The sequence below is a fragment of the Pseudomonas sp. GCEP-101 genome, from assembly GCF_025133575.1.
GTDB lineage: Bacteria > Pseudomonadota > Gammaproteobacteria > Pseudomonadales > Pseudomonadaceae > Pseudomonas > Pseudomonas nitroreducens_B.
Genome location: NZ_CP104011.1, coordinates 805,341 through 831,211, shown reverse-complemented (window position 1 = coordinate 831,211; position 25,871 = coordinate 805,341). Strand labels below are relative to the sequence as shown.

Sequence of the window (25,871 nt, the reverse complement as noted above, 5' to 3'; positions counted from 1 at the left end):
TTGGCGTTTGCCGGACGAAGCCTGCACGTTCCCAGGTGCCGCGCCTTGACCGCGCAGCGCCCCAGTATTCATCAGTGGCCTGTTAGAATCCCGGCTCTGTCGCAAAGTTCGGAATATTCCATGGCCACCACCTTCAGTGCGCGCAGCCGCGCCATCGAACCCTTCCACGTCATGGCGCTGCTGGCGCGGGCCAATGAGCTGCAGGCCGCGGGCCACGACGTCATCCACCTCGAAATCGGCGAGCCGGACTTCACCACCGCCGCGCCCATCGTCGAAGCCGGGCAGAAGGCCCTGGCAAACGGTCACACGCGGTATACCGCCGCACGTGGCCTGCCGGCGCTGCGTGAAGCCATCGCTGGCTTCTATGCCCAGCGCTATGGCCTGTCGATCGATCCGCAGCGCATTCTCGTTACGCCCGGCGGTTCCGGCGCCCTGCTGCTGGCCAGCAGCCTGCTGGTGGACCCGGGCAAGCACTGGCTGCTGGCCGATCCGGGCTACCCGTGCAACCGCCACTTCCTGCGCCTGGTGGAAGGCGCCGCACAGCTGGTGCCGGTGGGCCCGGAGAGCCGTTACCAGCTCACCCCGGAGCTCGTCGAACGGCACTGGGATCAGGACAGTGTAGGCGCTCTGGCCGCATCGCCGGCGAATCCTACGGGCACCCTGTTGCACAAGGATGAACTCGCGGCGCTGTCGTCCACCCTCAAGGCGCGGGGCGGCCATCTGGTGGTGGACGAGATCTACCACGGCCTGACCTACGGCCTGGACGCACCCAGCGTGCTGGAAGTGGATGACGAGGCCTTCGTCCTCAACAGCTTCTCCAAGTATTTCGGCATGACCGGCTGGCGCCTGGGCTGGCTGGTGGCGCCGCAGGAGGCGGTGGGCGAGCTGGAGAAGCTGGCGCAGAACCTCTACATCAGCGCGCCGAGCATGGCGCAGCACGCCGCGCTGGCCTGCTTCGAGCCGGCGACCCTGGCGATTCTCGAAGAGCGCCGCGAGGAGTTCCGCCGCCGCCGCGACTACCTGCTGCCCGCGCTGCGCGAGCTGGGCTTCGGCATCGCCGTGGAGCCGGAGGGAGCCTTTTATCTGTACGCGGACATCAGCGCCTTCGGCGGCGACGCCTTCGCCTTCTGCCAGCACTTCATCGAGACCGAGCACGTGGCCTTCACCCCCGGCATCGACTTCGGGCGTTACCAGGCCTCGCACCACGTGCGGTTCGCCTATACCCAGAGCGTCGAGCGCCTGCAGCAGGCGGTGGATCGCATCGCCCGTGGCCTGAAGACCTGGCGTCCCTGATGCGCTTCGAACCGGCGCTGATCGAGGCGCGCCTGATCAAACGCTACAAGCGCTTCCTGGCGGACATCGAGACCGCCAGCGGCGAGCGGCTCACCATCCACTGCCCGAACACCGGCTCGATGCTCAACTGCATGAGCGAAGGCTGCCGCGTCTGGTTCAGCCGCTCCGACGACCCCAAGCGCAAGCTGCCGGGCACCTGGGAGCTGGTGGAAACCCCGCAGGGGCGGCTGGCGTGCGTGAATACCGGGCGGGCCAACCGCCTGGTGGAAGAAGCGCTGCTGGCCGGCACCGTGACCGAATTGGCGGGCTTCGACGAGTTGCGCCGCGAGGTGGCCTACGGGGTGGAGAACAGCCGCGCGGACTTCCGCCTGATGTATGCCGGCAAGCCGGTGTACGTGGAAGTGAAGAGTGTGACGCTGGGGTTCGATGGCACCAGCGTCGCAGCCTTTCCCGATGCCGTTACCCTGCGCGGTGCCAAGCACCTGCGGGAGCTGGCAGCGCTGGCGCGCGACGGCATGCGCGCGGTGCTGCTGTATGCGGTGAACCTGACGGACATCGAAGCGGTGCGCCCGGCGATGGAGATCGACCCGGCCTACAACTCCGCCTTGGCGGAGGCGCACACCGCCGGGGTGGAGGTGCTCGCCTACGGGGCGCGGATCGATACACAGGAAATCTGCCTGGATCGGCCGCTGAAGGTGCTGCTGTAGTTCTGGGCAGGGCGGTTCGCGAGCAAGCTCGCTCCTACAGGCACACCGAGCGGCTCTTCGTAGGAGCGAGCTTGCTCGCGAACCGATCCGAAAACCGTGTTACCCCTGGGCATCGTCCGGCGGCGTCAGCCAGATGCCCTGCTCATCCTCTCTGCATGCCAGCGCCTCCAGCCCATCCCCCAGGCACGGCCCCTGGATGCACTCGCCGGTTTCGATCAAGAACAGCGCGCCGTGATGGGCGCACTGCAGCAGGCGGCCGCTGGCATCCAGGTAGTGCTCGGCGTCGTAGCCCAGCGGGATCTCCCGGTGCGGGCAGCGATTACGGTAGGCGTAGACGCGACCCTGGCGGCGCACGAGGAAGAGGTTCAGGCCAGCGGCCTTGAAGCCCCGGCTCTGGCCTTCGGCCAGGTCATGCGGGGTGCAGAGCAGGATCATGCGGGGTTCCATTCAGCGTAAGGCGTCACGAGGCGGGCATTATCCGCGCCGCCAGGGCCCGACCGGAAGAGGGTGCACTTCCGTGTGCTGAAGCAGGGCTGCGTTGGCGCCTGGCCAACGAAAGGCGGCAGACCTTAAGTCCCTTTGTCATTTAATGCAAATAATTATCAAATAGATTTCATGGCTTCCCTGTGGCAAGGTTCGTCCGTGCCGCCGCGCCGCGGCTCACTCCCTTTCACGCGAGGACGACGGCGATGACCACCCTGACTGCACGCGCGCTATTGGCCGCGCTCTGCCTGACTGCCACCAGCGCGCTGGCCGAGGCGCTGCCGCAGCGCTGGGTGAGTGCCGGTGGTTCGCTGAGCGAATGGGTCGTCGCGTTGGGCGGCGAAAGCAAACTCGTCGGCGTCGACACCACCAGCCTGCACCCGGCCTCTCTCCAGGCGCTGCCGAAGATCGGCTACCAGCGGCAACTGGCCGCCGAGGGCATCCTCGCGCTGAAGCCGGACATCCTCCTGGGCAGCGAGGAAATGGGCCCGCCTCCGGTACTGCAACAACTGCGTGCCGCTGGCGTGCGAATCGAGACGCTGTCGGCCAAGGCCGATCAGCAGACCGTCCACGACACGCTCCAGCGGCTGGGCGCATTGCTCGGTGCGCCGGACAGGGCGAGGCAGCTTGCGGCGGAGTTCGATGCGCGCCTGGCCGCGCACGCGGGCTGGGTGAAGAAGGCCCGGTCCGTGCAGGCTGCGCCCGGTGTCGTCCTGCTGGTCGGACACGCCGGCGGCAACCTGCTGGTGGCCGGGCGCGGCACGCCCGGCGACTGGTTGATCCAGCACGCCGGCGGCCAGAATCTGGCGACCCACGTGGGCTACAAGACGCTGTCGAGCGAAGCCCTGGCTGCGCTGGATCCCCAGGTGCTGGTGCTCAGCGACCGCACCCTGGTGGGCAACGCGGCCCGCGCCGCCCTGACCCGGCAGAACCCGGGCCTGGCGGCGACCGCCGCGCTGCGCGACGGCCGCGTGCTGGTGCTCGACCCGACGCTGCTGGTGGGCGGTCTGGGCCCGCGCATCCCGGACGGGCTGGCTAGCCTGTCGCGGGCCTTTTATCCTTCCGCGCAGGCCCTGAACACGGAAAGTCGTCCTTGACCCGGATCGTTACCGCTCGACCGCTGTTCCTGCTCCTCGGTTGTCTCCTGCTGCTGGTCGTCTGGCTTTCCCTGGCCCTCGGGCCGGTGAGCCTGCCGCTGGGCGATACCCTGCGAGCGCTGGGGCACCTGCTCGGGCTGCCGGTGGCCGACGCCGGCCTGGGCCAGGCCGAACTGATCGTCGGGCAGATCCGCCTGCCGCGCACCTTGCTGGGCATCGCCACCGGTGGCGTACTGGCGCTGGCGGGCGTGGCGATGCAAGGGCTGTTCCGCAATCCGCTGGCCGACCCCGGCCTGATCGGCGTTTCCAGCGGCGCCGCGCTGGGCGCGGCCATCGCCATCGTCTTCGGGGCGTCCGTGGGCGGGCTGCCCGAAGCGTTCGCGCCGTACCTGCTCTCAGCCAGCGCCTTTGCCGGTGGCCTGCTGGTGACAGCGCTGGTCTACCGCCTGGGGCGCCACAACGGCCAGACCAGTGTGGCGACCATGCTGCTGGCCGGCGTCGCACTGACGGCGCTGGCGGGCGCTCTGATCGGCCTGTTTACCTACCTCGCTGACGACGCCACGCTGCGCACCCTGACCTTCTGGAACCTCGGCAGCCTCAATGGCGCGAGCTACCCGCGCCTGTGGCCGCTACTGCTGATCGCGCTGCTGGTGGCCTGCTGGCTGCCGCGCCGGGTGAATGCCCTGAATGCATTGCTGCTCGGGGAATCCGAAGCCCGCCACCTGGGCTTCGACGTCGAGCGACTGAAGGTCGAACTGATCCTCTGTACCGCACTGGGTGTCGGCGCCGCCGTGGCCGCCGCCGGGATGATCGGCTTCATCGGCCTGGTGGTGCCGCACCTGCTGCGCCTGATCGTCGGCCCGGATCACCGCGTGCTGCTGCCGGCCTCGATGCTCGGCGGTGCGATCCTCCTGCTACTCGCCGACCTGGTCGCCCGGCTGGCGCTGGCGCCGGCGGAGTTGCCGATCGGCATTGTCACCGCGCTGATCGGCGCGCCGTTCTTCCTCTACCTGCTGATCCGGGGGCGTTCCTGATGCTGTGCGCAGACAAGCTGCTGGTGAAGCGCGGCGCGCAGGCTGTCCTGCGGGAGGTGAGCGTGACCTTGCAGCCCGGCGAGGTGCTCGGTGTGCTGGGCCCCAACGGTGCGGGCAAAAGCACCCTGCTGGGCGCCCTGAATGGCGAGTTGCCGCTCGCCGGAGGGGCTGTCAGCCTCGATGGCCGGCCGCTGGCGTCCTGGCAGGGCACCGAGCGTGCGCGCCGACTGGCGGTGCTACCGCAATCGTCCTCGCTGAACTTCGCGTTCTCCGTCGAGGCGGTGGTGGGCTTCGGCCGGCTGCCCCACGACAGTGGCCGCCAGCGCGACGCGGAAATCGTCCGCGACGCCATGGCCGCTGCCGACGCCTCGCACCTGGCCGGGCGCAGCTACCTGGCGCTGTCCGGCGGCGAGCGTCAGCGGGTGCATCTGGCCCGGGTGCTGGCGCAACTCTGGCCGGGCGGGGCGGAACAGGTGTTGCTGCTGGACGAGCCGACCTCGGCACTCGACCCGCTGCACCAGCACACCACGTTGCAGGCCGTGCGCGACTTCGCCGGACGTGGCGCCGCCGTGCTGGTGATCCTGCACGACCTGAACCTCGCGGCGCGTTACTGTGATCGCCTGATGCTGCTGCACGAGTCGCGCGTGCACCTGCTCGGCACCCCGCACGAGGTGCTGCAGGTGGAACCGCTGCGCAGCGTCTTCGGCCTCGATGTGCTGGTGCAGGCGCACCCGGAACGCGGCCATCCGCTGATCATCGCGCGCTGAGAGGAACCGCCATGAACAAGGCCCTGCTTGTCCCGCTGCTGGCGCTGCTCGCTGCCTGCCAGGGCCAGTTGGCCGCGCCGCCGTTGCCGGCCTGGCAGAGTCCGGAAGGTCGCGACAATGCCGAACTGGGGGTGATTCGCGACCTGCGCAGCGGCGACATGCTGTCGCCGGCGCGACTGCTGGATCGTCTCGCCGCGGCACCGCGGGTGCTCATCGGCGAGCAGCACGACAATCCCGACCACCATGCCCTCGAACTCTGGCTGGTGCGTGCCCTGGCCGAGCGGCGCCCGGGCGGCAGCGTACTGCTGGAAATGCTCAACCCCGATCAGCAACGTGCGGTGTCTGCCAGCCAGGCTGCGGCGGCGAAGGGCGAAACGCCGACCGATCTGATCGGCGCGTTGCACTGGCAGCCGGGCTGGGACTGGTCACAGTACGGCCCGCTGGTGACCTGGCTGGTGAAGCAGCCGGCGCCGCTGCTGGCGGCCAACCTGGATCGCGGCGAGATCATTGGCATCTACCGCAGCGCCCCCGCATTGCAGGGGCCCGCTTCCACGGCCGCCCCGGTGCGCGATGCATTGCTGCAGGACATCCGTGATTCCCACTGTGGGCTGCTGCCGGACAGCCAGCTCCCGCCGATGCTGGCGGTGCAGCAGCAGCGCGACCGGCGCATGGCCGAGCGCTTCAAGGCCGCGCCCGCACCGGCCGTGCTGATTGCCGGCGGCTTCCATGCGCGACGCGACCTGGGCGTTCCGCTGCATCTGCAGGACCTGGACGCCGCCCAGGGGCTGAAGGTGGTGATGCTGGCGGAAGTGGGTAAACCCGTGGCGCCGGAGCAGGCCGACTACGCCTGGTACACACCGGCCCAACCGCCAACCGATTACTGCGCGCAGATGCGTAGCATGAAGTGAAGGGGCCGCGAGGCCCTTTTTCACGCGTGCATGAATGGCGGTGCGGCAGGAATCGCGGGCAAAAAAAAGACCCGGCAAATTGCCGGGTCCAAACCGTGATTAGCCTGATGAGGAGATAATCTGAAGAGTCCGACTGTGGTCTCTTAAGCTTATCCGGCTGGCCTCGCGACCAGTTGAGGTAATAATAACCATTATCATTTGAGAGTCAACACCTTTCTTCTCCGTGCTGGCGCTTTTGCGGTTGCCCGGCAGGTGCTGCGAAAAAATCAAGGCAAAAAAAAGACCCGGCAAAGTGCCGGGTCGAAACCGTGATTAGCCTGATGAGGAGATAATCTGAAGAGTCCGACTGCGTGGTCTCTTGAGGTTATCGATCTGGCCTCGCGACCAGATGACTCAATAATAATCATTATCATTTGAGAGTCAACCTCCTTTCGTAACCTTTTTTCTCGCTCCTGCGAATTTCCGACCGCCACCCACGAAAAAGCCCGGCACAGGGCCGGGCTTTTCACGTAGGAAGAACGTCAGTCTGCCTGGCGTTGCAGGCGCAGCTGGGTGACTTCCTTGTTCAGCAGGTCGATGCGCCGCGCCATGCCTTCGATCAGGCTGTGGGCGATGCGCGGGTTGCTCTGCATCAGGCTGAGGAACTGGTCCTTGGGGATCACCATCACCGTGCACGGCTCGCTGGCGATCACCGAGGCGCTGCGTTTCTCGCGGGTGAACACGGCCATGGCGCCGAAGATCTCGTCCTTCTGCACGTCGCCGACCTTCTGCCCGTCGACGAAGGCCTCGGCGTGGCCCTCGATGATGATGAACACGTGCTCGGCGTCGTCCCCCTGCTGGATCAGCTGGGCGCCGGCGGCGAAGTGCTGGAAGCCGGTGGCCGGACGGATCTCCGGCTGCTTGAGGTGCGCCAGGGCATCGGACAGCAGCGCGGTATGGCCGATCAGGTAGTGCAGGAACTGCTCCTGGCGCTGCTCGTGGTTGTGGATGTGGCGGAATACTTCGCTGCGCAGATACGGCACCAGGCACAGCGGCTCTTCGCTGACGTAGCGGCAGGGCGGCAGTTCGATACCTTGGCGCAGGCCAACCAGGTCGCCTTCCTGCAGATAGAACAGCGGGCGTTCGTCCACCAGCGCATGGACCAGTCCATTCTCGATGAGGAACAGATGCTTGCCGGGCAACTCGCCTTCCAGGTCGTCGGAGCGTTCCAGGCGGATGGCTTCGCCGGCGGGCTCCAGGCCGGCGAGCAATTGCGCTGGGATGCCCTGCAGGCGATTGATCAGTCGATCGGCGTAAGCAGGTTGTTCACCGAGTAGGTACATGGCCGTAATTCCTTGATATGGCGACGGTCGAGGGCGCACGAAGGGCCCTGAGACCATAAGCGGAGAGGCTCCTTGCGTAAACATTTTCCCACAGAGCTTGTGAGCTAGCTCTTGTTACGTGTGGGAAATGTCTCAAGCTCGCCAAGAAGTGCAGCCTTGTGGGCGGGAGGCAGGTCGTTCCAGTGCACATCCAGCAGCGCGCCCTCGATGGCGTAGAGCAGCACCTTGGACGCGCGAAAGCCGCGCGCACGTACGGCCCGGTAGGCGCCGACCGCCCCCAGGCGGCGCAGGTCGCTGGCGCTATGGATGCCAACGGCATGCAGCCATTGCGCGGAGGTCTTGCCGAGGTTTTTCAGGTGCAGCAGTTCGTCGTTCATCGTCGGTCCTTGCGATGGGCACGATGGGTGTCAGGTCTTGAAGGGGCCGAGAACTGCTCGTAGCGGCCGGACACGCAAAGAGAAGTGTAGCGGTGGCTGGGAAAAACGTGGCTTTGTGATATCGCCGAGAAAGCGGGGCAGGGCGATGTCGTCGTGGACGGTGCGTCGGGCGGCGCGGCCGCCGGCCGGAAGTCGCCGCAACAGGGCGACTCCGGCCGACAAGCGGTGGCTCAGAGGCCCGGCAGGCGCTGGCGGATGCTGGCGACCAGGGCGTCCAGGCTGGCGGCGTCCGGGGTATCGACGCGCTTGCTGTGCTGCTGCTCTTCGGCGCTGAGTGCGTCGCGGCTGGCCTGCTGCGCCTGGATCACGTCCAGGGTGGCGTCGGAGGGGTCGTTGCCCTCGCTCTGGCGCTGGCTCAGCCAGCCGGCGATCACCGCTTCCGGCGCCTGGCAGTCGAGGATCAGGAAGGGCACGCCGGTTTCCTCGGCGATTTCCCAGGCCGCGGCGCGTTGCTCGCGCTTGAGGAAGGTGGCATCGAGCACGACGGGGTACCCGGCGCGCAGGATGTCCACGGCCAGCTCGTTCAGGCGCTGGTAGGTTGCCATAGTGGCGTCGGCGTCATAGATGCCGCCCTTGAGCTGGCCTTGCTGCTCGGCCTTCTGTTCGCCGAACAGGCGCTTGCGCTCCACGTCCGAACGCAGGCGCACGGCGCCCAGTGCCTCGACGAGACGCAGTGCGACTTGGCTCTTGCCGACGGCGGACACGCCGACGGTCACCGCCAGGAAGCGCGACGGAATGGCGCTGTAGCTCTCCGCGAGGTTGGCGTAGTTGCGGTACTGGCGCAGCGTTGCGGCTTTCTGCACGGCATCGTTCTGGTGCGCCAGGCTGAACAGCGCGATCTTGGCGCGGACCAGGGCGCGGTAGGCCTTGTAGAAGTTCAGCAGGGCCAGGGACTGGTAGTCGCCGGTGTATTCCAGGTACTGGCTGACGAAGCGCCGCGACAGGCACTTCAGGCCGCGGTCTTCGAGGTCCATGGCCAGGAAGGCATAGTCGGCGGTGACGTCGGTGAAGCGGAACGGCTCGTTGAACTCGATGCAGTCGAACAGCACGACCTTGCCGTCGATGATCGCGGCATTGCCCAGGTGGATATCGCCGTGGCATTCGCGGATGAAACCGTTCGCCTTGCGTTGCTCGAAGACGCCGTGCAGGCGTTCGTAGCTGGATTCGGCCCAGGCTTCGAGCGCGTCGAGTTGCAGCAGGTCGGCCTTGTCGGAGAGCATCGGGCGGATCTGTTCGAAGTTCTGCCGCACCGGTGCCATGCAGGCTTCGGGAGTGCCCAGCGGGTGCTCGGTGGGAACGACCGGGGTGCGCAGGTGGAAATCGGCGATCTGCCTGGCCAGTCCGTCGATGTGCTGGGCGCCGAGTTCGCCGCGCGCCTGCACTTCGCTGAGCAGCTGGGACTGCGGGAATTCGCGGCACTGGATCATGTATTCGATGGCCGGGCCTTCGCCGTTCAGCTGCGGCGCGGCCTCGCTGCCGGTGATGGCGATGACGTCGAGGTACAGGCCGTCGGTCAGGCGCTGGTTCAGGCGCAGCTCTTCCTCGCAGAAGTGCTTGCGCTGAGCGAGGTCGGTGAAGTCGAGGAAGCCGAAGTTCACCGGCTTCTTGATCTTGTAGACGTAGGAGCCAGTGAGCAGCACCCAGGAGATGTGGGTTTCGATGACCCGGAAACCCTCGACCGGATGGGGGAAGAGGGCGGGGTTCTGCAGGGCTGCGAGGAGAGTCTGGCTCACGTGATGTCCTTTCCGATCGAATTTCTGAAGGCAGGCATTATGGCGGCTGGGTCGGCAGGTGCAAACTCTGCGGCCGGCCGGCAACCAAATGGCCATCGTGGGGTCATAGCTCGGCCACTGACCGTCGTCGCGAGATGCGCGGCAGTTCGCATCAAGCCCGGACGCCCGCGGGAGCGGCGTCTGTCCCCTGTGGATAAAGTACGTATAATGCGCCGCCATGACGCGTCCCCGATCTTCCAAACCTCGTAAAAAGAGCGGCAAATCGTCGCCTGCCATGCGCAAGTGGCTGGGCTGGGCACTCAAGCTCGGTCTGGTTGGCGTGGTGGTGCTGGCCGGTTTTGCCGTGTACCTCGATGCGGTTGTGCAGGAGAAGTTCTCCGGCAAGCGCTGGACCATTCCCGCCAAGGTGTACGCCCGGCCGCTGGAACTGTTCGTCGGCCTGAAACTGGGCAAGGACGACTTCCTGCGCGAGCTGGATGCCCTGGGCTACCGCCGCGAAACCACCGTGGCCGGGCCCGGCGCCGTCTCGGTGTCGGGCAATGCCGTCGACCTGAACACCCGTGGCTTCCAGTTCTATGAAGGCGCAGAGCCCGCGCAGCGTATTCGCGTGCGCTTCTCCGGCGACTACGTGGCCGGGCTGAGCCGCGCCAATGGCGGCGACCTCGCCGTGGCGCGCATGGAGCCGCTGCTGATCGGCGGCCTGTACCCGGCGCACAACGAAGACCGCATCCTGATCAAGCTCGACCAGGTGCCGCCGTACCTGATCGATACCCTGGTGGCGGTGGAAGACCGCGACTTCTGGACTCACCACGGCGTTTCGCTGAAGTCCATCGCCCGTGCCGTCTGGGTCAACGCCAGCGCCGGACAGCTGCGCCAGGGCGGCAGTACGCTGACCCAGCAGCTGGTGAAGAACTTCTTCCTGACCAACGAGCGCAGCCTGTCGCGCAAGCTCACCGAAGCCATGATGGCGGTGCTGCTGGAGCTGCATTACGACAAGCGGGAAATCCTCGAGGGCTACCTCAACGAGGTGTTCCTCGGCCAGGACGGTCAGCGTTCGGTGAATGGTTTCGGCCTCGCCAGCCAGTACTTCTTCAGCCAGCCGCTGTCGGAGCTGAAGCTGCCCCAGGTGGCGCTGCTGGTCGGTATGGTGAAGGGCCCCTCCTATTACAACCCGCGGCGTAACCCCGAGCGTGCGCTGGAGCGCCGCAACGTGGTGCTCGACGTGCTCGCCGAGCAGGGCGTGATCACCGCCGACGAAGCTGCCGCCGCCAAGCAGGCGCCCCTGGGCGTGACCCGTCAGGGCAGCATGGCCAACAGTTCCTATCCGGCGTTCCTCGACCTGGTGAAGCGCCAGTTGCGCGAAGACTACCGCGACGAGGACCTGACCGAGGAAGGCCTGCGCATCTTCACCAGCTTCGACCCCATCCTGCAGATGAAGGCGGAGTCTGCCGTCAGCGAAACCTTCAAGCGCCTGGAAGGCCGCAAGGGCGTGGCCGAGACCGAGACCGCGATGGTCGTGACCAACCCGGAAACTGGCGAGATCCAGGCACTGCTGGGCAGCCGCGACCCGCGTTTCGCCGGCTTCAACCGCGCCGTCGATGCCGTGCGGCCCATCGGCTCGCTGGTCAAGCCGGCGGTCTACCTGACGGCGCTGGAACGACCGAGCCAGTACACCCTGACCAGCTACATCCAGGACGAACCGTTCCAGGTGAAAGGCAAGGATGGCCAGGTGTGGACGCCGAAGAACTACGAAGGCACCGCCAACGGCACCATCTTCCTCTACCAGGGGCTGGCCCGTTCGCTGAACCTGTCCACGGCACGGCTGGGCCTCGACCTGGGGGTGCCGAATGTGCTGAAGACCCTGGAGCGCCTGGGCGTGTCGCCGAACTGGCCGGCCTATCCATCGATGCTGCTGGGCGCCGGCGCGCTCAGCCCGATGCAGGTCGCGACCATGTACCAAACCATCGCCAGTGGCGGCTTCAATACGCCGCTGCGCAGTATCCGCAGCGTGCTGGCGGCCGACGGGCAGCCGCTCAAGCGCTATCCGTTCCAGGTCCAGCAGCGCTTCGACCCGGGCGCCATCTACCTGCTGCAGAGCGCCATGCAGCGCGTGATGCGCGAGGGTACCGGGCGCTCGGTCTACAACCAGCTGCCGGCGTCGCTGACCCTGGCGGGCAAGACCGGCACCACCAACGATTCCCGTGATAGCTGGTTCTCCGGTTTCGGCCAGGACCTGCTGGCCGTGGTGTGGATCGGTCGCGACGACAATGGCAAGACGCCGCTCACCGGTGCGACCGGCGCGTTGCAAATCTGGACCAGCTTCATGCGCAAGGCCAATCCCGCCCCGCTGGACATGCCGATGCCGGATAATGTCGTGCAGGCCTGGGTCGATCCGCACACCGGGCAGGGCACTGAGGCCAACTGCCCCGGTGCGGTGCAGATGCCTTATATTCGAGGAAGCGAACCTGCGCAGGGCGCGGGTTGCGGAAACCAGACGCCGGCCGGCGAAGTCATGGACTGGGTGCGCGGCTGGTTGAACTGATGCAAGAGGGTTGGAAGTGAGAAAAGCTTGGTTTGCAGCGTCGGCGACTCTGGCGCTTCTGTCCGGTTGTGCGTCCCCGCAGCACGGTGCCATTCCCGTGCAGGACTCCGGCACCTCGGTGTCCAATTCGGAGCGTGTCGGCCGTAGCGGCGGTAACACCCAGGCGCCGGTGCGCGCCAGTGCCGGCCAGAGCATCCCGCAGGGGGATTCCGGCGTCACCGTGATGGTGCCGCAGGATGCCGGCATGGCGCCGATCCAGACTTTCCCGGCGCAGACCGGCGCCGCGCCGATCAGCACCTCGCCCATGACCACGGCGCCGGGTACCACCGGCTCGACCTATTCGCAGCAACCGATCTCCACCAGTGGCGGCATCACCTCCAATGGCGGTTTCCAGTCGCAGACCTACCAGCAGCCTGCTTATCAGACCCAGCAGGCGGCACCGTCCACCGCGAAAACCTACCAGGGGCCGTCGGGCATTCCGTCGAGCAACACGGGGCTGGCCGCGGATGAGCAGTTGGACGGCCCGGTGCTGGCGCTGCTGACGTCCGCCTCGCAGCAGCAGGGTGGTGGTGACCTGAACGGCGCGGCCGCCAGCCTGGAACGTGCCCAGCGTATCGCTCCGCGCGAGCCGCAGGTGCTCTACAAACTCGCCCAGGTTCGTCTGGCCCAGGGCGATGCCGCGCAGGCCGAACAGGTAGCGCTGCGTGGCCTGTCGCTGGCCAACGGTCGCCCGACCATGCAGGCCAGCCTCTGGGACCTGATCGCCAAGTGCCGTGACCAGCAGGGCAACGCCGCCGGCGCCGCCGAGGCGCGTCAGAAAGCCAAGGTGACCCTGTAATGGATGCGCGCGTGCTGGCCGTCGCCGATCAACTGCTGTTGATCGAACGCGAGTTGCGTGCGGTCGGCATGTGGGGAAGTGAAAGCCCGTCGACGGACAGGCTATCCAGCGTCGAACCCTTCTGCGTGGATACGCTGGCGCTGGAGGAGTGGCTGCAGTGGATCTTCCTGCCGCGGATGAAGCTGATCATCGAGAGCGGCGCGGATCTGCCCAATGCTTCGGGCATCCGCGCCATCGCGGAAATGGCCTACGCCAATGAGGGAGCCCGGGTTGCTGCCCTGTTGGAAGCATTGGGCGCCTTCGATCAACTGATCAGTCCGACGCCCTGAGCGGAGGTCAGTTGCAGTTCTCGCGGATGCTCTTCTCGCTGGCTGCGATGCGCTCCTGACGCTCTTCTTCGCTGATGCGACGCAGGTCGCCATTGCCGTCATCCACGCGAATGCGCGGGTTGTTCTTCAGCTGCGCCACGTCGGTGCGCAACTGCTGGCATTGCTTGGCGCGCTCGGCTTCCTGTTGCGCCACTTCCTGGCGGACCTTCTCGTCGGCAGCCTTCTGCTTCTCGTCGGCACTGGGCGGAAGAGTCGGCACGGCGGCGGCAGGCGGCGGGAAATTGCTGCTGGGCTTGGGCGGCGCCGTGTTGGTGTTCACGGTCGCGGCGTCGGTGCCTTCGGGCGGCTGCGCGCCGAAATGGGTAATGCCCTGGGCGTCGACCCATTTGTAGACCTGCGCGGCCATCACGGTCGGGGCCAGCGCGAGCAGCAGGCTGCCCAGGAAAATCGTCCGTCGCATGCGTTGTCGATCCTTGGAAGGCGGAGTCTGGCGGTAACTATAACCAAAACGTGTACTTATTCACTCTGAGAAAGTTCACATCCCCGCTTCATTCGATGCCACATATGGCTTGACTTGACCGCCTCGTTTCAGAAGAATCCAAGGTTCGCTGCAGTGGGCCGGCCGCAAGCTGGTTTTACTCGGCAGACAAGAGGTGCTACCCGCGCCGCAAAGTTTCACCCTGTTTCGCGTTACCTCGCGCTGGGTGGAGGCTCTCCGTAACACAAACAGGAGCGTCTCCAGGTTCTGCTCAATCGGCAGTCGACGTAGCCGGCGATTACATTCGCCCATGTCTGCCGGGCAGCCATCCAAGTCGGTCCCCCACGTTGGGGGTTTCCGTATATAGCGTTCTAGAGGTGACAACGTGGAACTTTTATCCGGCGCTGAAATGGTCGTCCGCTCCCTGCGTGACGAAGGCGTTAAGTACATCTACGGGTACCCGGGCGGTGCCCTCCTGCATATCTACGACGCTCTCTTCAAAGAGAACGAAGTAACCCACATCCTGGTTCGCCACGAGCAGGCCGCCACCCACATGGCCGACGGCTATGCGCGCGCCACCGGCAAGCCGGGCGTGGTGCTGGTGACCTCCGGTCCCGGCGCGACCAACGCCATCACCGGCATCGCTACCGCCTACATGGACTCCATCCCGATGGTGGTGATCTCCGGCCAGGTGGCGAGCAACATGGTCGGCACCGATGCCTTCCAGGAAACCGACATGGTCGGTATCTCCCGCCCGATCGTGAAGCACAGCTTCATCATCAAGCACCCGGCGGAAATCCCAGAGGTTATCAAGAAGGCCTTCTATATCGCCCAGTCCGGCCGTCCCGGCCCGGTGGTGATCGATATTCCGAAGGACATGGGCGATCCGACCCAGAAGTTCGAATACAACTACCCGAAGAAGGTCAAGCTGCGCTCCTACAGCCCGGCGGTCCGTGGCCATTCCGGTCAGATCCGCAAGGCCGCCGAGATGATGCTGGCCGCCAAGCGCCCGATCATCTACGCCGGTGGTGGCGTGATCATGGGCAATGCCGCCGAGCCGCTGACCGAAGTCGCTCGCATGCTCAACGTGCCGGTCACCAACACCCTGATGGGGCTGGGTGGCTACCCGGGTACCGATCGCCAGTTCGTCGGCATGCTCGGCATGCACGGCAGCTACACCGCCAACCTGGCCATGCACCACGCTGACGTGATCTTTGCCGTCGGCGCGCGTTTCGACGACCGCGTGATCAATGGCGAGACCGCAGCCAAGTTCTGCCCGAATGCCAAGATCATCCACGTCGACATCGACCCGGCGTCGATCTCCAAGACCGTGAAGGCCGACATCCCGATCGTGGGCCCGGTGGACAGCGTCCTGACCGAAATGGTCGCCATCCTCAAGGAAATCGGCGAGACCCCGAACAAGGAAGCCCAGGCTGCCTGGTGGAAGCAGATCGACGAATGGCGCGGCACCCGCGGCCTGTTCCCGTACAACATGGGCGACGGCAGCATCATCAAGCCGCAGACCGTGATCGAGACCCTCTGCGAAGTCACCCACGGTGATGCCTTCGTTGCTTCGGACGTGGGCCAGCACCAGATGTTCGCGGCGCAGTACTACCGCTTCAACAAGCCCAATCGCTGGATCAACTCCGGCGGCCTGGGCACCATGGGCTTCGGCTTCCCCGCCGCCATGGGCGTGAAGCTGAACTTCCCGGACGCCGACGTCGCCTGCGTGACCGGTGAAGGCAGCATCCAGATGAACATCCAGGAGCTGTCCACCTGCCTGCAGTACGACCTGCCGGTGAAGATCGTCAACCTGAACAACGGTGCGCTGGGCATGGTCCGCCAATGGCAGGACATGCAGTACAACAGCCGTTATTCGCACTCCTACATGGAATCGCTGCCGGACTTCGTCAAGCTGGCTGAAGCGTATGGCCACGTTGGCATGCGCATCACCGACCTGAAGGACCTGAAGCCGATGATGGAAGAGGCCTTCGCGATGAAGAATCGCCTGGTCTTCCTCGACATCCAGGTCGATACCAGCGAGCACGTCTACCCGATGCAGATCCGCGGTGGTGCGATGCGCGACATGTGGCTGAGCAAGACGGAGCGTACCTGATCATGCGACACATCATTTCCCTGCTGCTGGAAAACGAACCCGGCGCGCTGTCCCGCGTCGTCGGCCTGTTCTCTCAGCGCAACTACAACATCGAAAGCCTGACCGTCGCCCCGACCGAGGACCCGACGCTGTCGCGCCTGACCCTGACCACCGCCGGTCAGGATGAAGTCATCGAGCAGATCACCAAGAACCTCAACAAGCTCATCGAGGTGGTAAAACTGGTGAACCTCTCGGAGAGCGCGCACATCGAGCGCGAGCTGATGCTGGTGAAAGTGAAGGCCACCGGCGCCCAGCGCGCCGAGGTCAAGCGCACCACCGACATCTTCCGCGGCCAGATCGTCGACGTCACCAGCAGCGTCTACACCGTGCAGCTGGCCGGTACCAGCGACAAGCTGGACAGCTTCATCCAGGCCATCGGCACCGCGTCGATCCTCGAAGTCGTCCGCAGCGGCGTCACCGGCATTGCCCGTGGCGACAAGACTCTCAGCATCTGATTTGAAATACGGCCCACGAGGCCAACTGACAGGGGATTACCCAAATGCGCGTTTTCTACGATAAAGACTGTGACCTCTCCATCGTTCAAGGCAAGAAAGTTGCCATCATCGGTTACGGTTCCCAGGGCCACGCCCATGCCTGCAACCTGAAAGACTCCGGCGTCGACGTTACCGTCGGCCTGCGTGCGGGTTCTTCTTCCGTTGCCAAGGCTCAGAACCACGGTCTGAAAGTGGCTGAAGTGGCCGAAGCCGTTGCCGCTGCCGACCTGGTCATGATCCTCACCCCGGACGAGTTCCAGGGCCGCCTGTACAAGGACGAGATCGAGCCGAACCTGAAGAAGGGCGCCACCCTGGCCTTCGCTCACGGCTTCTCCATCCACTACAACCAGGTCGTACCGCGCGCTGACCTCGACGTGATCATGATCGCGCCGAAGGCTCCGGGTCACACCGTGCGTTCCGAGTTCGTCAAGGGCGGCGGTATCCCTGACCTGATCGCCATCTACCAGGACGCGTCGGGCAATGCCAAGAACGTCGCTCTGTCCTACGCCTGCGGCGTGGGCGGCGGCCGTACCGGCATCATCGAAACCACCTTCAAGGACGAGACCGAAACCGACCTGTTCGGCGAGCAGGCCGTTCTGTGCGGCGGTTGCGTCGAGCTGGTGAAAGCCGGCTTCGAAACCCTGGTCGAAGCCGGTTACGCGCCGGAAATGGCCTACTTCGAGTGCCTGCACGAGCTGAAGCTGATCGTTGACCTCATGTACGAAGGCGGCATCGCCAACATGAACTACTCGATCTCCAACAACGCCGAATACGGCGAGTACGTGACCGGCCCGGAAGTCATCAACGCCGAATCCCGTCAGGCCATGCGCAACGCTCTGAAGCGCATCCAGGACGGCGAATACGCCAAGATGTTCATCTCCGAAGGCGCCACCAACTACCCGTCGATGACCGCCAAGCGCCGCAACAACGCCGCTCACGGCATCGAAGTCATCGGCGAGCAGCTGCGCGCCATGATGCCGTGGATCGCTGCCAACAAGATCGTCGACAAGACCAAGAACTAAGGTCTTCGCGACAAACGAAGAAACGCGGCGCTTGCCGCGTTTTTTCGTTTAGGGGCGGTGTTCTGGTATAAAGCGGGGGCGTCGGGTGAGTCTGCGCAGTAGCGTGCCCCGGCGAATCTCAGCCTCAACGAGTTCTCAAGGAATCGTCCATGAGTGAAGGTCACGAGGAGCCCAACAAGGCTTCCGACACCGAAGAAAGTCTGCTGCCCATCGATGAGCACATCGAAGAGGGCCACGACGCCGAAGGTCGCAAGGTTCGTCATCGCGGCATTTACCTGCTGCCCAACCTGTTCACCACCGCGGCGCTGTTCACCGGCCTGTACGCCATCATCAATGCCATGAGCGGCGATTTCTCCAATGCCGCCATCGCCATCTTCGTCGCCATGGTCCTCGACGGTCTCGACGGCCGCGTGGCCCGTCTGACCAATACCCAGAGTGCTTTCGGCGCGGAGTACGACTCGCTGTCCGACATGGTCGCCTTCGGTGTTGCGCCGGCGCTGGTGGCCTTCGAGTGGGCGCTGAGCAGCCTGGGCAAGGTCGGCTGGATGGTCGCCTTCATCTATGTGGCGGGCGCTGCACTGCGCCTGGCGCGTTTCAATACTCAGGTGGGCAAGGCCGACAAGCGCTACTTCATCGGTCTGGCCAGTCCGGCTGCCGCGGCGCTGGTAGCCGGTACGGTGTGGGCGTTCGCCGACTTCGACGTGCAGGGTGCCAAGGTTTCCCTGCTGGTGGCTCTGATGGTCGCAGCGGCCGGCATGCTGATGGTCAGCAACATCAAGTACTACAGCTTCAAGGACCTCGACCTGCGTGGCCGCGTGCCGTTCATGGCGATCCTGGTGGTGGTGCTGGCGTTCGCGGTGGTCTTCACCGATCCGCCACGCATCCTGCTGCTGCTGTTCCTTGCTTACGCCGCCTCCGGCCCGGTGCAATACTTGTTGCAATTGCGCCGTCGCAAGCAGCCGCCTGTCGTGTAATTTCCAGCGGGCTCCGCAGTCTACTGGCGCATACAGCCAGTCGTTGCGGAGCCCGTCATGCTGATCAAGTCGTCCCGCCTGTCCGATTGCCACGAATCGGACGTCACGCCCGAATCCCTCTATCTCTCCCGTCGCCACTTTCTCGGTGGTGCGCTGGCGGCTGCCGCCATGTCCGGGCTGCCCCGGCTGGGTCTTGCCGACGGCGGACGCTACGCGGACGTTGCGGAAGCTGCCACGCCGGCCTGGCTGACGGAGAAGCTCTCTGCGACTCGCTGGGATGCCGTGACGGTGAAAGATGAAGCCATCACGCCGTTCAAGGATGCCACCCACTACAACAACTTCTACGAGTTCGGTCCGGACAAAGGCGACCCGGCAGCCAATGCCGGCGCGCTGAAAACCGAACCCTGGTCTGTCGTGATCGATGGGGAAGTGGGCAAGCCCGGCAACTATGCGCTGGAGGACTTCATCAAGCCCTACCAGCTGGAAGAGCGGATCTACCGATTGCGGTGCGTCGAAGCCTGGTCGATGGTGATTCCGTGGATCGGCTTTCCTATCTCCGACCTGATCAAGCGCGTGGAGCCGACCAGCAAGGCCAGGTACCTACGCTTCGAAACGCTGGTGGATCGCAAGGACATGCCGGGAGTGCAATCCAACTTCGCGTTGATCGACTGGCCCTACGTGGAAGGTCTGCGTATGGATGAGGCGATGCATCCCTTGGCGATCCTGGCGGTGGGTATGTATGGCCGGGTATTGGCGAATCAGAATGGCGCGCCGCTGCGGCTGGTGGTGCCGTGGAAGTATGGCTTCAAGGGTGCCAAGTCCATCGTGCGGATCAGCTTCGTCGAAGAGCAGCCGAAGACCACCTGGCAAAGCCTGGCGTCGGACGAGTACGGCTTCTATGCCAACGTCAACCCGACCGTGGATCATCCGCGCTGGAGCCAGGCGCACGAGCGTCGCCTGCCCAGCGGACTATTCAGTCCCAATGTTCGTCCCACCCTCATGTTCAACGGCTATGCCGATGAGGTCGCTTCGCTCTATGCGGGCATGGATCTGAGGAAAGATTACTGATGCGCTATCCGTACTGGCGCGCCGGGGTGTTCCTGGCGGCGCTGTTGCCACCGCTCTATTGGCTGTACCAGGCGTGGATATTCGATCTGGGGCCGGACCCGGGAAAGGCCCTGGTCGATCGACTGGGGCAGGGCGGCTTGGTCCTGCTGCTCATTACCCTGGCCATGACGCCCCTGCAGAAAATTACCCGGTGGGGTGGCTGGGTCCAGGTGCGTCGTCAACTGGGCCTGTGGTGCTTTACCTATATAGTGCTGCACCTGAGCGCCTATGCCGTCTTTATCCTTGGCTTGGATTGGGCGCAGTTGGGCGTCGAACTGCGCAAGCGCCCCTATATCATCGTCGGTGTCGTCGGCTTCCTAGGGCTGCTCTGCCTGGCCGTTACCTCCAATCGCTACAGCATGCGCAGGCTGGGCACCGGCTGGAAGAAACTGCATCGCCTGATATATGTCATCCTCGGTCTGGGGTTGCTGCATATGCTATGGGTCGTGCGCTCGGATCTCGAACGCTGGGCCGTCTACGCAGCCATAGGCCTGCTGTTGATGCTGCTCCGGGTGCCGCCTGTGGCGCGGCGTCTGCCTTTGCTGCGCGGCCGCCTGACGGCTGGCTGAAGATTCTTTCAGAAATGTGTTGACGGACTTTTTTCAGTCCCTATAATGCGCACCACTCCCAGCGACGAAGCGCTGAAAGAACTTGAAAATCAAGTACTTACAGAGATTCGAAGTTGAGGGTGGTGATCAGGCAGGTGATTCATTTGCCGCTCTTCACTGGCTGCTCCGGCAGCGAGCTGAAAAGAAGGTCGCCGAGGTGGTTGACAGCGAAATTGATCGCTGTAGAATGCGCCTCCCGCTGATGAGAAGGTTTCCTTCGCTGAAGCACAAGCGATTGAGTAGAAAAGAAATTTTCGAAAATAAAGCTTGACGGAAAGAGAGGTTAGCGTAGAATGCGCGCCTCGGTTGAGACGAAAGCCTCAGCCAAACGCTCTTTAACAAGTTGAATCAAGCAATTCGTGTGGGTGCTTGTGATGTAAGACTGATGATCGACTGATTATCAGCAACGCAAGTAACACTCGTGAATTCGAGAGTTTTAGCTCATTAAATTGAGCATGCGATTGCTGAGCCAAGTTTAGGGTTTTCTCAAAACCCAAGCAGTATTGAACTGAAGAGTTTGATCATGGCTCAGATTGAACGCTGGCGGCAGGCCTAACACATGCAAGTCGAGCGGATGATGGGAGCTTGCTCCTGGATTCAGCGGCGGACGGGTGAGTAATGCCTAGGAATCTGCCTGGTAGTGGGGGACAACGTTTCGAAAGGAACGCTAATACCGCATACGTCCTACGGGAGAAAGCAGGGGACCTTCGGGCCTTGCGCTATCAGATGAGCCTAGGTCGGATTAGCTAGTTGGTGGGGTAAAGGCCTACCAAGGCGACGATCCGTAACTGGTCTGAGAGGATGATCAGTCACACTGGAACTGAGACACGGTCCAGACTCCTACGGGAGGCAGCAGTGGGGAATATTGGACAATGGGCGAAAGCCTGATCCAGCCATGCCGCGTGTGTGAAGAAGGTCTTCGGATTGTAAAGCACTTTAAGTTGGGAGGAAGGGCAGTAAGTTAATACCTTGCTGTTTTGACGTTACCAACAGAATAAGCACCGGCTAACTTCGTGCCAGCAGCCGCGGTAATACGAAGGGTGCAAGCGTTAATCGGAATTACTGGGCGTAAAGCGCGCGTAGGTGGTTTGGTAAGATGGATGTGAAATCCCCGGGCTCAACCTGGGAACTGCATCCATAACTGCCTGACTAGAGTACGGTAGAGGGTGGTGGAATTTCCTGTGTAGCGGTGAAATGCGTAGATATAGGAAGGAACACCAGTGGCGAAGGCGACCACCTGGACTGATACTGACACTGAGGTGCGAAAGCGTGGGGAGCAAACAGGATTAGATACCCTGGTAGTCCACGCCGTAAACGATGTCGACTAGCCGTTGGGATCCTTGAGATCTTAGTGGCGCAGCTAACGCGATAAGTCGACCGCCTGGGGAGTACGGCCGCAAGGTTAAAACTCAAATGAATTGACGGGGGCCCGCACAAGCGGTGGAGCATGTGGTTTAATTCGAAGCAACGCGAAGAACCTTACCTGGCCTTGACATGTCCGGAACCTTGCAGAGATGCGAGGGTGCCTTCGGGAATCGGAACACAGGTGCTGCATGGCTGTCGTCAGCTCGTGTCGTGAGATGTTGGGTTAAGTCCCGTAACGAGCGCAACCCTTGTCCTTAGTTACCAGCACCTCGGGTGGGCACTCTAAGGAGACTGCCGGTGACAAACCGGAGGAAGGTGGGGATGACGTCAAGTCATCATGGCCCTTACGGCCAGGGCTACACACGTGCTACAATGGTCGGTACAGAGGGTTGCCAAGCCGCGAGGTGGAGCTAATCCCATAAAACCGATCGTAGTCCGGATCGCAGTCTGCAACTCGACTGCGTGAAGTCGGAATCGCTAGTAATCGTGAATCAGAATGTCACGGTGAATACGTTCCCGGGCCTTGTACACACCGCCCGTCACACCATGGGAGTGGGTTGCTCCAGAAGTAGCTAGTCTAACCGCAAGGGGGACGGTTACCACGGAGTGATTCATGACTGGGGTGAAGTCGTAACAAGGTAGCCGTAGGGGAACCTGCGGCTGGATCACCTCCTTAATCGAAGATCTCAGCTTCTTCATAAGCTCCCACACGAATTGCTTGATTCACTGGTTAGACGATAGGTTTGCTGCTCGGTTGGTTTGAGCGCGCCCCCGGCTCTTGGATAGAGAGCGGGTGAGGTCGACAAGCTGCCAAAGCCCGAACGATTGGGTCTGTAGCTCAGTTGGTTAGAGCGCACCCCTGATAAGGGTGAGGTCGGCAGTTCGAATCTGCCCAGACCCACCAATTGTTGTGGTGTGCTGCTGATCCGATAAGGGGCCATAGCTCAGCTGGGAGAGCGCCTGCTTTGCACGCAGGAGGTCAGGAGTTCGATCCTCCTTGGCTCCACCATTAATCGTCGAAAGCTCAGACATGAATGTTCAGGTTGAACGAACATTGATGTCTGGTCTTTGTGCCAGAACCGTTCTTTAAAAATTTGGGTATGTGATAGAAGTAGACTGAATAATCTCTTTCACTGGTGATTATTCAAGTCAAGGTAAAATTTGCGAGTTCAAGCGCGAATTTTCGGCGAATGTCGTCTTCACGTTCGAGACAATAACCAGATTGCTTGGGGTTATATGGTCAAGTGAAGAAGCGCATACGGTGGATGCCTTGGCAGTCAGAGGCGATGAAAGACGTGGTAGCCTGCGATAAGCTTCGGGGAGTCGGCAAACAGACTTTGATCCGGAGATCTCTGAATGGGGAAACCCACCCGAGATAACTCGGGTATCTTGCACTGAATACATAGGTGTAAGAGGCGAACCAGGGGAACTGAAACATCTAAGTACCCTGAGGAAAAGAAATCAACCGAGATTCCCTTAGTAGTGGCGAGCGAACGGGGACTAGCCCTTAAGCTTCTTTGAATCTAACAGAACGCTCTGGAAAGTGCGGCCATAGTGGGTGATAGCCCCGTATGTGAAAGGTTCTTTGAAGTGAAATCGAGTAGGACGGAGCACGAGAAACTTTGTCTGAATATGGGGGGACCATCCTCCAAGGCTAAATACTACTGACTGACCGATAGTGAACCAGTACCGTGAGGGAAAGGCGAAAAGAACCCCGGAGAGGGGAGTGAAATAGAACCTGAAACCGTATGCGTACAAGCAGTGGGAGCCTACTTTGTTAGGTGACTGCGTACCTTTTGTATAATGGGTCAGCGACTTATATTCAGTGGCGAGCTTAACCGTATAGGGAAGGCGTAGCGAAAGCGAGTCTTAATAGGGCGATTTAGTCGCTGGGTATAGACCCGAAACCGGGCGATCTATCCATGAGCAGGTTGAAGGTTAGGTAACACTGACTGGAGGACCGAACCCACTCCCGTTGAAAAGGTAGGGGATGACTTGTGGATCGGAGTGAAAGGCTAATCAAGCTCGGAGATAGCTGGTTCTCCTCGAAAGCTATTTAGGTAGCGCCTCACGTATCACTCCAGGGGGTAGAGCACTGTTTCGGCTAGGGGGTCATCCCGACTTACCAAACCGATGCAAACTCCGAATACCTGGAAGTGTCAGCGTGGGAGACACACGGCGGGTGCTAACGTCCGTCGTGAAAAGGGAAACAACCCAGACCGTCAGCTAAGGTCCCAAAGTTGTGGTTAAGTGGTAAACGATGTGGGAAGGCTTAGACAGCTAGGAGGTTGGCTTAGAAGCAGCCACCCTTTAAAGAAAGCGTAATAGCTCACTAGTCGAGTCGGCCTGCGCGGAAGATGTAACGGGGCTCAAACCACACACCGAAGCTACGGGTGCATCGCAAGATGCGCGGTAGAGGAGCGTTCTGTAAGCCTGTGAAGGTGAGTTGAGAAGCTTGCTGGAGGTATCAGAAGTGCGAATGCTGACATGAGTAACGACAATGGGAGTGAAAAACTCCCACGCCGAAAGACCAAGGGTTCCTGCGCAACGTTAATCGACGCAGGGTTAGTCGGTCCCTAAGGCGAGGCTGAAGAGCGTAGTCGATGGGAAACAGGTTAATATTCCTGTACTTCTAGTTACTGCGATGGAGGGACGGAGAAGGCTAGGCCAGCTTGGCGTTGGTTGTCCAAGTTTAAGGTGGTAGGCAGAGATCTTAGGTAAATCCGGGGTCTTAATGCCGAGAGCTGATGACGAGTCGTCTTTTAGATGATGAAGTGGTTGATGCCATGCTTCCAGGAAAAGCTTCTAAGCTTCAGGTAACTAGGAACCGTACCCCAAACCGACACAGGTGGTTGGGTAGAGAATACCAAGGCGCTTGAGAGAACTCGGGTGAAGGAACTAGGCAAAATGGCACCGTAACTTCGGGAGAAGGTGCGCCGGCGAGGGTGAAGTATTTACTACGTAAGCCCATGCCGGTCGAAGATACCAGGCCGCTGCGACTGTTTATTAAAAACACAGCACTCTGCAAACACGAAAGTGGACGTATAGGGTGTGACGCCTGCCCGGTGCCGGAAGGTTAATTGATGGGGTTAGCGAAAGCGAAGCTCTTGATCGAAGCCCCGGTAAACGGCGGCCGTAACTATAACGGTCCTAAGGTAGCGAAATTCCTTGTCGGGTAAGTTCCGACCTGCACGAATGGCGTAACGATGGCGGCGCTGTCTCCACCCGAGACTCAGTGAAATTGAAATCGCTGTGAAGATGCAGTGTATCCGCGGCTAGACGGAAAGACCCCGTGAACCTTTACTGTAGCTTTGCACTGGACTTTGAGCCTGCTTGTGTAGGATAGGTGGGAGGCTTTGAAGCGTGGACGCCAGTCTGCGTGGAGCCATCCTTGAAATACCACCCTGGCATGCTTGAGGTTCTAACTCTGGTCCGTTATCCGGATCGAGGACAGTGTATGGTGGGCAGTTTGACTGGGGCGGTCTCCTCCTAAAGAGTAACGGAGGAGTACGAAGGTGCGCTCAGACCGGTCGGAAATCGGTCGTAGAGTATAAAGGCAAAAGCGCGCTTGACTGCGAGACAGACACGTCGAGCAGGTACGAAAGTAGGTCTTAGTGATCCGGTGGTTCTGTATGGAAGGGCCATCGCTCAACGGATAAAAGGTACTCCGGGGATAACAGGCTGATACCGCCCAAGAGTTCATATCGACGGCGGTGTTTGGCACCTCGATGTCGGCTCATCACATCCTGGGGCTGAAGCCGGTCCCAAGGGTATGGCTGTTCGCCATTTAAAGTGGTACGCGAGCTGGGTTTAGAACGTCGTGAGACAGTTCGGTCCCTATCTGCCGTGGACGTTTGAGATTTGAGAGGGGCTGCTCCTAGTACGAGAGGACCGGAGTGGACGAACCTCTGGTGTTCCGGTTGTCACGCCAGTGGCATTGCCGGGTAGCTATGTTCGGAATAGATAACCGCTGAAAGCATCTAAGCGGGAAACTAGCCTCAAGATGAGATCTCACTGGGAACTTGATTCCCCTGAAGGGCCGTCGAAGACTACGACGTTGATAGGTCGGGTGTGTAAGCGCTGTGAGGCGTTGAGCTAACCGATACTAATTGCCCGTGAGGCTTGACCATATAACACCCAAACAATTTGCGTGTTGTACGGTGAAGACGTAACGAACC

The 25,871-nt window shown here is 62.3% G+C and carries 21 protein-coding genes, 2 tRNA genes and 2 rRNA genes; 20 read left to right on the top strand and 5 right to left on the bottom strand.

Going from position 1 to position 25,871, the window contains the following annotated elements; translation table 11 throughout:
* Window positions 1–120: 120 nt before the first annotated feature.
* Both N0B71_RS03840 and sfsA read left to right on the top strand, forming a co-directional pair.
* Complete coding sequence (locus tag N0B71_RS03840; protein ID WP_259757377.1) at window positions 121–1,293, top strand: pyridoxal phosphate-dependent aminotransferase; 1,173 nt, start codon at window positions 121–123, stop codon at window positions 1,291–1,293.
* Complete coding sequence (gene sfsA / locus N0B71_RS03835) at window positions 1,293–2,000, top strand: DNA/RNA nuclease SfsA (RefSeq protein WP_259757376.1); 708 nt, start codon at window positions 1,293–1,295, stop codon at window positions 1,998–2,000. Before N0B71_RS03840 ends, sfsA begins: the two co-directional genes overlap by 1 nt.
* Before the next feature lie 99 nt (window positions 2,001–2,099).
* On the opposite strand, the gene N0B71_RS03830 is transcribed toward sfsA, so the two are convergent.
* Window positions 2,100–2,435 carry a Rieske (2Fe-2S) protein gene (locus N0B71_RS03830; RefSeq protein ID WP_259757375.1) on the bottom strand — a complete coding sequence of 112 codons (336 nt, stop codon included), beginning with the start codon at window positions 2,433–2,435 and terminating at the stop codon, window positions 2,100–2,102.
* 254 nt (window positions 2,436–2,689) lie between these two features.
* Here N0B71_RS03830 and N0B71_RS03825 point away from each other — a divergent pair, with 254 nt between their 5' ends.
* Genes N0B71_RS03825 through N0B71_RS03810 form a run of 4 tightly spaced genes read left to right on the top strand, consistent with a single transcriptional unit; the run spans window position 2,690 to window position 6,289 of the window.
* Window positions 2,690–3,580, top strand: coding sequence for a heme/hemin ABC transporter substrate-binding protein (locus tag N0B71_RS03825; RefSeq protein WP_259757374.1), 891 nt, complete (start codon window positions 2,690–2,692; stop codon window positions 3,578–3,580).
* A 50-nt stretch (window positions 3,581–3,630) separates the two neighbouring features.
* Window positions 3,631–4,614 carry a FecCD family ABC transporter permease gene (locus N0B71_RS03820; protein ID WP_259759470.1) on the top strand — a complete coding sequence of 328 codons (984 nt, stop codon included), beginning with the start codon at window positions 3,631–3,633 and terminating at the stop codon, window positions 4,612–4,614.
* Window positions 4,614–5,381, top strand: coding sequence for a heme ABC transporter ATP-binding protein (locus N0B71_RS03815; RefSeq protein ID WP_259757373.1), 768 nt, complete (start codon window positions 4,614–4,616; stop codon window positions 5,379–5,381). Before N0B71_RS03820 ends, N0B71_RS03815 begins: the two co-directional genes overlap by 1 nt.
* An 11-nt stretch (window positions 5,382–5,392) precedes the next feature.
* Window positions 5,393–6,289: a ChaN family lipoprotein gene (locus tag N0B71_RS03810; protein WP_259757371.1), complete on the top strand. Its 897-nt coding sequence runs from the start codon at window positions 5,393–5,395 to the stop codon at window positions 6,287–6,289.
* Window positions 6,290–6,810: 521 nt separating this feature from the next.
* Here N0B71_RS03810 and N0B71_RS03805 read toward each other — a convergent pair.
* The 3 genes from N0B71_RS03805 to N0B71_RS03795 form a co-directional block, all read right to left on the bottom strand.
* Window positions 6,811–7,611: a cyclic nucleotide-binding domain-containing protein gene (locus tag N0B71_RS03805; RefSeq protein ID WP_259757370.1), complete on the bottom strand. Its 801-nt coding sequence runs from the start codon at window positions 7,609–7,611 to the stop codon at window positions 6,811–6,813.
* A gap of 104 nt (window positions 7,612–7,715) precedes the next feature.
* Complete coding sequence (locus N0B71_RS03800) at window positions 7,716–7,988, bottom strand: TfoX/Sxy family protein (RefSeq protein WP_138214260.1); 273 nt, start codon at window positions 7,986–7,988, stop codon at window positions 7,716–7,718.
* A gap of 230 nt (window positions 7,989–8,218) precedes the next feature.
* Window positions 8,219–9,781 carry a bifunctional aminoglycoside phosphotransferase/ATP-binding protein gene (locus N0B71_RS03795; protein WP_259757368.1) on the bottom strand — a complete coding sequence of 521 codons (1,563 nt, stop codon included), beginning with the start codon at window positions 9,779–9,781 and terminating at the stop codon, window positions 8,219–8,221.
* Between the two features lie 217 nt (window positions 9,782–9,998).
* Between N0B71_RS03795 and mrcB the strand changes: the two genes are divergently transcribed.
* Genes mrcB through N0B71_RS03780 form a run of 3 tightly spaced genes read left to right on the top strand, consistent with a single transcriptional unit; the run spans window position 9,999 to window position 13,490 of the window.
* The gene (gene mrcB, locus N0B71_RS03790) at window positions 9,999–12,323 is read left to right on the top strand and encodes a penicillin-binding protein 1B (protein ID WP_259757367.1); all 2,325 of its coding nucleotides are present in this window, start codon (window positions 9,999–10,001) and stop codon (window positions 12,321–12,323) included.
* A 16-nt stretch (window positions 12,324–12,339) separates the two neighbouring features.
* On the top strand, window positions 12,340–13,161 hold the full coding sequence (locus N0B71_RS03785; RefSeq protein ID WP_259757366.1) for a tetratricopeptide repeat protein: 822 nt from the start codon (window positions 12,340–12,342) through the stop codon (window positions 13,159–13,161).
* A complete protein-coding gene (locus tag N0B71_RS03780) occupies window positions 13,161–13,490 on the top strand; it encodes a YqcC family protein (protein WP_259757365.1) in 330 nt (109 codons plus the stop codon). The genes N0B71_RS03785 and N0B71_RS03780 overlap by 1 nt, the downstream gene beginning before the upstream one ends.
* Before the next feature lie 7 nt (window positions 13,491–13,497).
* Here the strand turns inward: N0B71_RS03780 and N0B71_RS03775 are convergent, their stop codons facing one another.
* Window positions 13,498–13,950, bottom strand: a complete 453-nt coding sequence (locus N0B71_RS03775; protein ID WP_259757364.1) for a DUF4124 domain-containing protein — start codon at window positions 13,948–13,950, stop codon at window positions 13,498–13,500.
* Window positions 13,951–14,353: 403 nt separating this feature from the next.
* Between N0B71_RS03775 and N0B71_RS03770 the strand changes: the two genes are divergently transcribed.
* The 11 genes from N0B71_RS03770 to N0B71_RS03720 all read left to right on the top strand — a co-directional run bounded on the left by N0B71_RS03770 (window position 14,354) and on the right by N0B71_RS03720 (window position 25,823).
* Complete coding sequence (locus tag N0B71_RS03770) at window positions 14,354–16,084, top strand: acetolactate synthase 3 large subunit (protein ID WP_259757363.1); 1,731 nt, start codon at window positions 14,354–14,356, stop codon at window positions 16,082–16,084.
* Between the two features lie 2 nt (window positions 16,085–16,086).
* Window positions 16,087–16,578, top strand: a complete 492-nt coding sequence (gene ilvN / locus N0B71_RS03765; protein WP_017516326.1) for an acetolactate synthase small subunit — start codon at window positions 16,087–16,089, stop codon at window positions 16,576–16,578.
* 44 nt (window positions 16,579–16,622) lie between these two features.
* Window positions 16,623–17,639: a ketol-acid reductoisomerase gene (gene ilvC / locus N0B71_RS03760; RefSeq protein ID WP_017516327.1), complete on the top strand. Its 1,017-nt coding sequence runs from the start codon at window positions 16,623–16,625 to the stop codon at window positions 17,637–17,639.
* Window positions 17,640–17,788: 149 nt separating this feature from the next.
* Window positions 17,789–18,613, top strand: coding sequence for a CDP-diacylglycerol--serine O-phosphatidyltransferase (gene pssA / locus N0B71_RS03755; RefSeq protein WP_259757362.1), 825 nt, complete (start codon window positions 17,789–17,791; stop codon window positions 18,611–18,613).
* Window positions 18,614–18,670: 57 nt separating this feature from the next.
* Window positions 18,671–19,681, top strand: a complete 1,011-nt coding sequence (gene msrP / locus N0B71_RS03750) for a protein-methionine-sulfoxide reductase catalytic subunit MsrP (RefSeq protein WP_259757361.1) — start codon at window positions 18,671–18,673, stop codon at window positions 19,679–19,681.
* Window positions 19,681–20,289 (top strand): protein-methionine-sulfoxide reductase heme-binding subunit MsrQ, encoded by a 609-nt coding sequence (msrQ, locus tag N0B71_RS03745; RefSeq protein WP_259757360.1) that lies wholly within the window; start codon window positions 19,681–19,683, stop codon window positions 20,287–20,289. Before msrP ends, msrQ begins: the two co-directional genes overlap by 1 nt.
* An 82-nt stretch (window positions 20,290–20,371) precedes the next feature.
* Window positions 20,372–20,599: a hypothetical protein gene (locus N0B71_RS03740; RefSeq protein WP_259757359.1), complete on the top strand. Its 228-nt coding sequence runs from the start codon at window positions 20,372–20,374 to the stop codon at window positions 20,597–20,599.
* Window positions 20,600–20,833: 234 nt separating this feature from the next.
* A 16S ribosomal RNA gene (locus N0B71_RS03735) occupies window positions 20,834–22,369 on the top strand.
* A gap of 151 nt (window positions 22,370–22,520) precedes the next feature.
* Window positions 22,521–22,597: transfer RNA gene (locus N0B71_RS03730), tRNA-Ile, on the top strand.
* Window positions 22,598–22,626: 29 nt separating this feature from the next.
* A tRNA-Ala gene (locus N0B71_RS03725) sits at window positions 22,627–22,702 on the top strand.
* A 229-nt stretch (window positions 22,703–22,931) separates the two neighbouring features.
* Window positions 22,932–25,823 (top strand): 23S ribosomal RNA (locus N0B71_RS03720).
* Together the 16S and 23S rRNA genes with 2 tRNA genes alongside form the textbook arrangement of a ribosomal RNA operon.
* The last annotated feature ends 48 nt before the right edge of the window (window positions 25,824–25,871 follow it).

Excerpts from the sequence above, each read along its gene's own strand:
- ilvN (WP_017516326.1), top strand. The coding sequence starts at position 16,087 with ATGCGACACATCATTTCCCTGCTGCTGGAAAACGAACCCGGCGCGCTG.
- N0B71_RS03825 (WP_259757374.1), top strand. The coding sequence starts at position 2,690 with ATGACCACCCTGACTGCACGCGCGCTATTGGCCGCGCTCTGCCTGACT.
- N0B71_RS03830 (WP_259757375.1), bottom strand. The coding sequence starts at position 2,435 with ATGATCCTGCTCTGCACCCCGCATGACCTGGCCGAAGGCCAGAGCCGG.
- pssA (WP_259757362.1), top strand. The coding sequence starts at position 17,789 with ATGAGTGAAGGTCACGAGGAGCCCAACAAGGCTTCCGACACCGAAGAA.
- mrcB (WP_259757367.1), top strand. The coding sequence starts at position 9,999 with ATGACGCGTCCCCGATCTTCCAAACCTCGTAAAAAGAGCGGCAAATCG.
- N0B71_RS03805 (WP_259757370.1), bottom strand. The coding sequence starts at position 7,611 with ATGTACCTACTCGGTGAACAACCTGCTTACGCCGATCGACTGATCAAT.
- N0B71_RS03800 (WP_138214260.1), bottom strand. The coding sequence starts at position 7,988 with ATGAACGACGAACTGCTGCACCTGAAAAACCTCGGCAAGACCTCCGCG.
- msrP (WP_259757361.1), top strand. The coding sequence starts at position 18,671 with ATGCTGATCAAGTCGTCCCGCCTGTCCGATTGCCACGAATCGGACGTC.
- msrQ (WP_259757360.1), top strand. The coding sequence starts at position 19,681 with ATGCGCTATCCGTACTGGCGCGCCGGGGTGTTCCTGGCGGCGCTGTTG.
- N0B71_RS03810 (WP_259757371.1), top strand. The coding sequence starts at position 5,393 with ATGAACAAGGCCCTGCTTGTCCCGCTGCTGGCGCTGCTCGCTGCCTGC.
- sfsA (WP_259757376.1), top strand. The coding sequence starts at position 1,293 with ATGCGCTTCGAACCGGCGCTGATCGAGGCGCGCCTGATCAAACGCTAC.
- N0B71_RS03780 (WP_259757365.1), top strand. The coding sequence starts at position 13,161 with ATGGATGCGCGCGTGCTGGCCGTCGCCGATCAACTGCTGTTGATCGAA.
- ilvC (WP_017516327.1), top strand. The coding sequence starts at position 16,623 with ATGCGCGTTTTCTACGATAAAGACTGTGACCTCTCCATCGTTCAAGGC.
- N0B71_RS03815 (WP_259757373.1), top strand. The coding sequence starts at position 4,614 with ATGCTGTGCGCAGACAAGCTGCTGGTGAAGCGCGGCGCGCAGGCTGTC.
- N0B71_RS03775 (WP_259757364.1), bottom strand. The coding sequence starts at position 13,950 with ATGCGACGGACGATTTTCCTGGGCAGCCTGCTGCTCGCGCTGGCCCCG.
- N0B71_RS03840 (WP_259757377.1), top strand. The coding sequence starts at position 121 with ATGGCCACCACCTTCAGTGCGCGCAGCCGCGCCATCGAACCCTTCCAC.